At 63.9% G+C, this 6,099-nt stretch carries 8 protein-coding genes and 1 pseudogene; 2 read left to right on the top strand and 7 right to left on the bottom strand.

Translation table 11 applies throughout. The annotated features are described in order from the left end of the window. Positions 1 to 247, bottom strand: a pseudogene (locus tag CWO91_RS41175) (3-isopropylmalate dehydratase small subunit); the annotation flags it as partial. Positions 248 to 538: 291 nt separating this feature from the next. Next, on the bottom strand, positions 539 to 937 hold the full coding sequence (locus CWO91_RS41170; RefSeq protein ID WP_130221024.1) for a metallopeptidase family protein: 399 nt from the start codon (positions 935 to 937) through the stop codon (positions 539 to 541). A gap of 198 nt (positions 938 to 1,135) precedes the next feature. On the opposite strand from CWO91_RS41170, the gene CWO91_RS41165 reads away from it, so the two are divergent. Beyond that, complete coding sequence (locus CWO91_RS41165; RefSeq protein WP_165406061.1) at positions 1,136 to 1,453, top strand: hypothetical protein; 318 nt, start codon at positions 1,136 to 1,138, stop codon at positions 1,451 to 1,453. A 312-nt stretch (positions 1,454 to 1,765) separates the two neighbouring features. On the opposite strand, the gene CWO91_RS41155 is transcribed toward CWO91_RS41165, so the two are convergent. Next, positions 1,766 to 2,065, bottom strand: a complete 300-nt coding sequence (locus tag CWO91_RS41155; protein WP_130221021.1) for a DUF1330 domain-containing protein — start codon at positions 2,063 to 2,065, stop codon at positions 1,766 to 1,768. A 178-nt stretch (positions 2,066 to 2,243) separates the two neighbouring features. Between CWO91_RS41155 and CWO91_RS41150 the strand changes: the two genes are divergently transcribed. Next, positions 2,244 to 2,804 carry a hypothetical protein gene (locus CWO91_RS41150; protein ID WP_130221020.1) on the top strand — a complete coding sequence of 187 codons (561 nt, stop codon included), beginning with the start codon at positions 2,244 to 2,246 and terminating at the stop codon, positions 2,802 to 2,804. Between the two features lie 108 nt (positions 2,805 to 2,912). Here CWO91_RS41150 and CWO91_RS41145 read toward each other — a convergent pair whose 3' ends face one another. The 4 genes from CWO91_RS41145 to trmD form a co-directional block, all read right to left on the bottom strand. Further along, complete coding sequence (locus CWO91_RS41145; RefSeq protein ID WP_130221019.1) at positions 2,913 to 3,122, bottom strand: hypothetical protein; 210 nt, start codon at positions 3,120 to 3,122, stop codon at positions 2,913 to 2,915. A gap of 95 nt (positions 3,123 to 3,217) precedes the next feature. Then, a complete protein-coding gene (gene leuC, locus CWO91_RS41140; protein WP_130221018.1) occupies positions 3,218 to 4,624 on the bottom strand; it encodes a 3-isopropylmalate dehydratase large subunit in 1,407 nt (468 codons plus the stop codon). A gap of 458 nt (positions 4,625 to 5,082) precedes the next feature. Beyond that, positions 5,083 to 5,463 (bottom strand): 50S ribosomal protein L19, encoded by a 381-nt coding sequence (gene rplS, locus CWO91_RS41135; RefSeq protein WP_130221017.1) that lies wholly within the window; start codon positions 5,461 to 5,463, stop codon positions 5,083 to 5,085. A gap of 109 nt (positions 5,464 to 5,572) precedes the next feature. Continuing rightward, on the bottom strand, positions 5,573 to 6,099 hold a 527-nt coding region (gene trmD, locus CWO91_RS41130), incomplete at its 5' end, for a tRNA (guanine(37)-N(1))-methyltransferase (protein WP_130221016.1).

Genomic DNA, 6,099 nt, shown 5'->3' with positions numbered 1-6,099 from the left:
GGCTCGAGCCGCAGCCGAAATTGTCGCCGGCGACCAGCACCTTGGCGTTGCGATAGGCCGGCTGGTTCAGCACGAAGTCGGGGTTCTCGCTGCCGTCGTCCTTGTAGCGCTGCTCGGAGAAGAGCCCCTTGCCAAGGCCGGTGCGCTTGATGGTCTTGAGGTACTGCTTCGGAATGATCATGTCGGTGTCGACATTGATGATCTTCAGCGGCGCCGCGACGCCTTCCAGCGTGGTGAACTTGTCCATGGTTGCGCTTTCCCGGGTGGGTCTAGGGGAGCAGGTGTTTATCGCGATCGGAGCGGGAATCCTAGGCCGAATTGGGCAGGTCTGCCTTACCTCTCCCGCTTGCGGCGATTGAGCCGGGGCTGGTGCGGCATCGGGACTTCACCTCTCCCGCTTGCTTGCGGGAGAGGTCGCGCCGGAGGCGCGGGTGAGGGTTCTCTCCTCTGGGGGAGTGTCCCGTTGAGGAGAGAGACCCTCTCCCCAGCCCTCCCCCGCAAGCGGGGGAGGAAGCGCACCGTCTTCGCGGCGCCCGTTCTACTCCGCCTTCGCCTCGATCGCCGCCATATCGTCGTCCGACAGACCGAAATGATGGCCGATTTCGTGGATCAGGACATGGCGGACGATGTGGCCGAGGGTCTCGTCGTGCTCGGCCCAATAGTCCAGGATCGGCCGGCGGTAGAGCCAGACCATATTGGGCAGCCGCGCCACGTCGCCAAAGCTCTGCTGCGGCAGGCCGATGCCCTGGAACAGGCCGAGCAGGTCGAACTCGCTCTCGCATTGCATCTCGTCCAGGACCTCCTCGGTCGGGAAGTCGTCGACGCGGATGATGACGCCCTCGCAGAGCCTGCGAAACTCCGCCGGCAGGCGTTCGAAGATGTCATGTGCCGTCGCTTCCATCTCGGCCAGCGAGGGCGCTTTCAATTCCGTCCACATGGGCCTCTTCTAAAGCGTTTTCGAGCGAAGTGGGTACCGGTTCGCGTAAACTAGCGCGGGTTCCGCAGCGATGCATCCCGCTTTATAAGCGCGGCGAGGTTGACGAGCGCCGTCAAAACGGGGAGCGTGGGGCCTCGAATGGGAATGTTTCGGGTGGGCGGAAAAATGCGAGCGAAAACAGCGCTGACGCTACTGTGCATGGGGTTGTTTTTGCAGTTTTGCGTTGGCGCCCAAGCCCAAACTCAAGCCCAAACTCAAGCCCAAACTCAAGTCCAGACCGCCGGCCCCGAGATCCGTCTCGCTCAGGCGGCCTCACCGGACGACGTTCCCCCGCCACGCAAGCGGCCCCCGGCGCGCTTGCGCGTCACGCCCTATTACAGCCCGGACGGCGTCTATCCGCGCTACAATCCCGGTCCCAACGCAGTCCGCGTGTGCAACGCCACCTATGTGCAGGAGTACCGGCCGAGCGGCACGGTGATCGTGCCGCGTGTGAGCTGCTACTGGCGCCGCGGCTGAAGCCCGCGCCGGCGAACAACGCGGTGCCTTGTAGGATCGTCATGGCGAGATGGATCATATTCGTTGTTGCCGTTGCGCTCGCCGCCGGGCTGCCTCGCACTTCCGCGGCGCCAAGGGTGACGGTGCCGGAGGCCTCGGCGGGGATCGCGGTTTTCGATGTGCGACGACACGCGCGAGCCCGTGGCATGGCGGGGCCTGCTGCGCGCCATGATCCACGCTATTACGCGCGGCCGGTCTACTACCGTCCCTATCCCTACGGCGTGCCTGCACCGTTCGTGTTCGGCTACGGACCCTTTTGGTGACGCCGGCGCATTAGCCGCCGGGCGCAAATCCCCTGACCAGCAGCACGGTCGCCTGCGCACCCGCTTTGCGATCGCGCGAGATGTCCTCGTAGTCGGGCGCGTTCGAGAAGGCGAGAAACGCAGCCTCATCGGGGAACGACATCATGACAAGCTTGTCATGCGGCCATACGCCTTCGAGCACGCGCGGATGTTCGTCGGCGGCGAGCAGCTTGCCGCCATACTTCTTGAACACGTCGAAGAACCGCGCCTGATAGCGGTCATAGGCCGCGCGGTCCGTCATCTTCAATTGCGCAATCGCATAGACAGTCATTTCCAAAAACTCCTTACCTCGCGGCACTGCGTCGCATCGCGAAGCCCAGCGTCGTTCATTCATGGGGCGTTCACATCGGTCTCCTCAGTTTAATCCAGGGAGCGACCGCAATTGAACAGCGATGGCGCGGCCAAGACGTCGCGTCGCAACTGCGCTGTCCAGATTCAGGGAGGATTCCATGCTGAGGATATTGGGTCTCAAGGCAAGCCCGATGCGCTTGCTCGGGATCGCGGCCGCCACGACTTTGATGCTGTCGGCCGGCAGCGCGCGTCGTGCCGAAGCACTCACCTTGATCAATCCGGCGACGTCGCCTGCGACGAAGGCTGCGGCCGACGATCTCGTCACGCAGGTTCGCCACGGCGGCGGCGGGCACGGCGGACATGGTGGCGGTTTTCACGGCGGAGGTTTCCGCGGTGGCGGCTTCCATGGCGGCGGCGGACATATCGGCGGTTTCCGCGGTGGTGGATTTCGTGGCGGCCATATCGGCGGCTTCCGCGCCGCGCCGGCCTTTCACGGCGGTGGCTATCGCTACGGCGGATTTCGTCACTATGGCGGCTATCATCGCTACGGGATCTATCGTCCCCATTACGGCTATCGTCACTTCCACCGGCGCTATTATTACGGCGGCTATTATCCCTACTACCACTATCCGCGCCGCTGCCGGATCATCTGGACCTATTACGGCCCGCGCCGCGTCTGCCGCTGGCCCCGCTGGCACTATCCGTACCGCTATTGGTGAGCACGATCGAAATGCAAAGGGCGCCTCAGAGGCGCCCTTTGTTCATGTGGCCCATAGCGTTTTCGAGCGAAGTGGAGACCGGTTCGCGTCAAGAAAACGCGTCAAAATCTAAAGCCAATCCTTCAGCTTCCACGACGCCGATTTCCATCGCATCAAATTCTCGAGCTTCCACTGCTTGAACATCGCCGGCGGCCAGCGGCTGAGCTTTGAGGTTCCCTCGACCTCGGGCTTGGCGACGACGCGCAGCGGCGTCGCGCGCCGGCGGTGCTGGCGCGTGGCCTCGCTGATCAGATCGACATATTCCGGCTTGTTGGCCATGAGCTGCGTCCTCGCGAAACCGTCGCGAGGACGAGAATGTGGGCGGCGCGGATTAACGGCGGTTTGCCGTAATCGCTACAATTGCAGGGAGCAGCTTACCGCCAATCCCTGACGTCGACGAAGTGACCGGCGATCGCGGCCGCCGCGGCCATCGCCGGCGAGACGAGATGCGTGCGGCCCTTGAAGCCTTGGCGGCCCTCGAAATTGCGGTTCGAGGTCGAGGCGCAGCGCTCTTCCGGCCTCAGCTTGTCCGGGTTCATGGCAAGGCACATCGAGCAGCCCGGCTCGCGCCATTCGAAGCCGGCCTTGATGAAGATCTTGTCGAGACCCTCGGCTTCCGCCTGCTCCTTCACGATGCCGGAGCCCGGCACCACCATGGCGTTGACGTTCGCTGAAACGGTCTTGCCTTCAGCAATCTTCGCTGCCGCGCGCAAATCCTCGATGCGGCCGTTGGTGCAGGAGCCGATGAAGACGCGGTCGAGCTTGATGTCGGTGATCTTCGTGCCCGCGGTCAGGCCCATGTACTTGAGCGCGCGGTGCTTGGAGATGCGCTTAGCTTCGTCCGCGATCTTGTCGGGGTCGGGCACGATGCCGGTCACGGAGATGACGTCCTCGGGGCTGGTGCCCCAGGTCACGATCGGCGGCAGCTTTGCGGCGTCGAGGCGCAGTTCATGGTCGAAATGCGCACCCTCGTCGGAACGCAGTTTCTCCCAATAGCGCATCGCCTCGTCCCAGGCCGCGCCCTTCGGCGCCTTCGGACGATCGCGCAGGAAGTCGTAGGCCTTCTGGTCGGGTGCGACGAGACCGGCGCGCGCGCCGCCTTCGATCGACATGTTGCAGACCGTCATGCGGCCTTCCATGCTGAGCGCGCGGATCGCTTCGCCCGCATATTCCAGCACGTAGCCGGTGCCGCCCGCGGTGCCGATCTCGCCGATGATGGCCAGAATGATGTCCTTGCCCGTCACGCCGTCAGGCAATTTGCCATCGACGGTGACGCGCATGTTCTTCGCCTTCTTCTGGATCAGCGTCTGCGTCGCCAGCACGTGCTCGACCTCGCTGGTGCCGATGCCGTGCGCGAGCGCGCCGAACGCGCCATGCGTCGAGGTGTGGCTGTCACCGCAGACGATGGTGGTGCCGGGCAGCGTAAAGCCCTGCTCGGGGCCGATGACGTGGACGATGCCCTGGCGCTTGTCGAACTCGTTGTAATATTCGATGCCGAATTCCTTGGCGTTCTCGGCCAGCGCCTTGATCTGCTCGATGCTTTCAGGATCAGGATTCGGCTTGGTGCGATCGGTGGTCGGCACGTTGTGGTCGACGACGGCGAGCGTCTTCTCGGGCGCGTGCACCTTGCGGCCCGTGGCGCGCAGGCCTTCGAACGCCTGCGGCGAGGTCACCTCGTGCACCAGGTGGCGATCGATATAGAGCAGGCAGGTGCCGTCCTCGGCTTCGTGCACCAGATGGTCGTTCCAGATCTTGTCATACAATGTGGTCGGCTTGGACATGAGCTTAAGCTCCGAAGAATGTGTGTAAGCGGATGTGCGCGCCTGGCGCGCGGGCAACAAATCGTCAGCGCAGCTTTTAAGCTGCGCGCGTAAGCTCTGACGTTGCCGAGGTCGCGAAGCGTCCGAAGAACCGGCCAGGCAGCCGCGAGCGATCGTCGATGACGATGCGCTTGACGGGGGCGAGGCTGGTCAGATCTGGAAACATTCTAGAAGCTATATAGCATGCAGCGGTAAAAGCGCGAGAGCCTTCCACCGCGGCCGTCATTGCGAGGAGCTCTTGCGACGAAGCAATCCAGACTGTCTCTGCGGAAAGATTCTGGATTGCTTCGCGGAGCCTGTCATCGGGCCGCGCTTTGCGCGGACCCGGTGGCTCGCAATGACGAGGACAGACAGCCGGGCAAAACAAAAAAGCGCGGAGCCGAGCCCCGCGCTTTCGAGAATTTGCCTGGTGGCGGAGCTTACTCGCCGACGGCAGCCTGGCGGTCCTGCTTCTCGACGATGCGGGCCGACTTGCCGCGAAGGTTGCGGAGGTAATAGAGCTTGGCGCGACGCACCTTGCCGCGGCGCACCACCTTGATCGAGTCGATCATCGGGGAGAGCAGCGGGAACACGCGCTCGACGCCCTCGCCATAGGAAATCTTGCGCACGGTGAAGCTCTCGTTGAGGCCACCGCCGGAACGGCCGATGCAAACGCCCTCATAGGCCTGCACGCGGGTGCGGTCGCCTTCGACGACCTTCACATTGACGATCACGGTGTCGCCGGGGGCGAATTCCGGAATGTCCTTGCCGGCGGACAGCTTGTCGAATTGCTCTTGCTCGAGCTGCTTGATCAGGTTCATGGGTAAATCTCCATCGGCGCGCCCAGCCTTCGAAACGGGGGCTGCGCGAAATTCGTCTATCCAGCCATTGCGGATGTGGCCGCTCCTATAAGGCAAGCCGGAGCGTTTGTCACCCGTCTGTCTTGTTTTTTGGCGTTTTTTGGCGGCCGGCCCGATTCGGGGCCTTGCTCGGGATCTGGGCCCATAAATCCGGCCGCCGGGCCGCCGTCAGGGCCTCGGATTGAGCGCGCCGCCAACTCGCGACCTTGGCGTGGTCGCCGGAGGTCAGGATCTCCGGAATCGGAGCTCCCTCGAACAGCTGCGGGCGGGTGTATTGGGGGTATTCGAGCAGGCCGTCCGAAAAGCTCTCCTCGCTTCCCGACGCCTCCTTGCCCATCACCCCCGGCAGCAGCCGGACGCAGGCGTCAATCAGGGCCATGGCTGCGATTTCGCCCCCGGACAGCACGTAATCGCCGATCGAGACCTCCTCCAGGCCGCGCCCGTCGATCACCCGCTGGTCCACCCCCTCGAACCGCCCGCAGACGATCAGGGGGCCGGGGGCCCTAGCCAGCTCTACAACCCGGGCCTGGGTCAATGGCCGACCGCGCGGGCTCATCAGCAAGCGCGGCCGCTCCGGGCTGATTTCGGCGGCATCGA

Origin of the sequence: Bradyrhizobium genosp. SA-3, from assembly GCF_004212635.1 — a bacterium.
Lineage (GTDB): Bacteria > Pseudomonadota > Alphaproteobacteria > Rhizobiales > Xanthobacteraceae > Bradyrhizobium.
The sequence above is the reverse complement of the archived record's forward strand: the minus strand, read 5'-3'. Positions and strand labels throughout refer to the sequence as shown.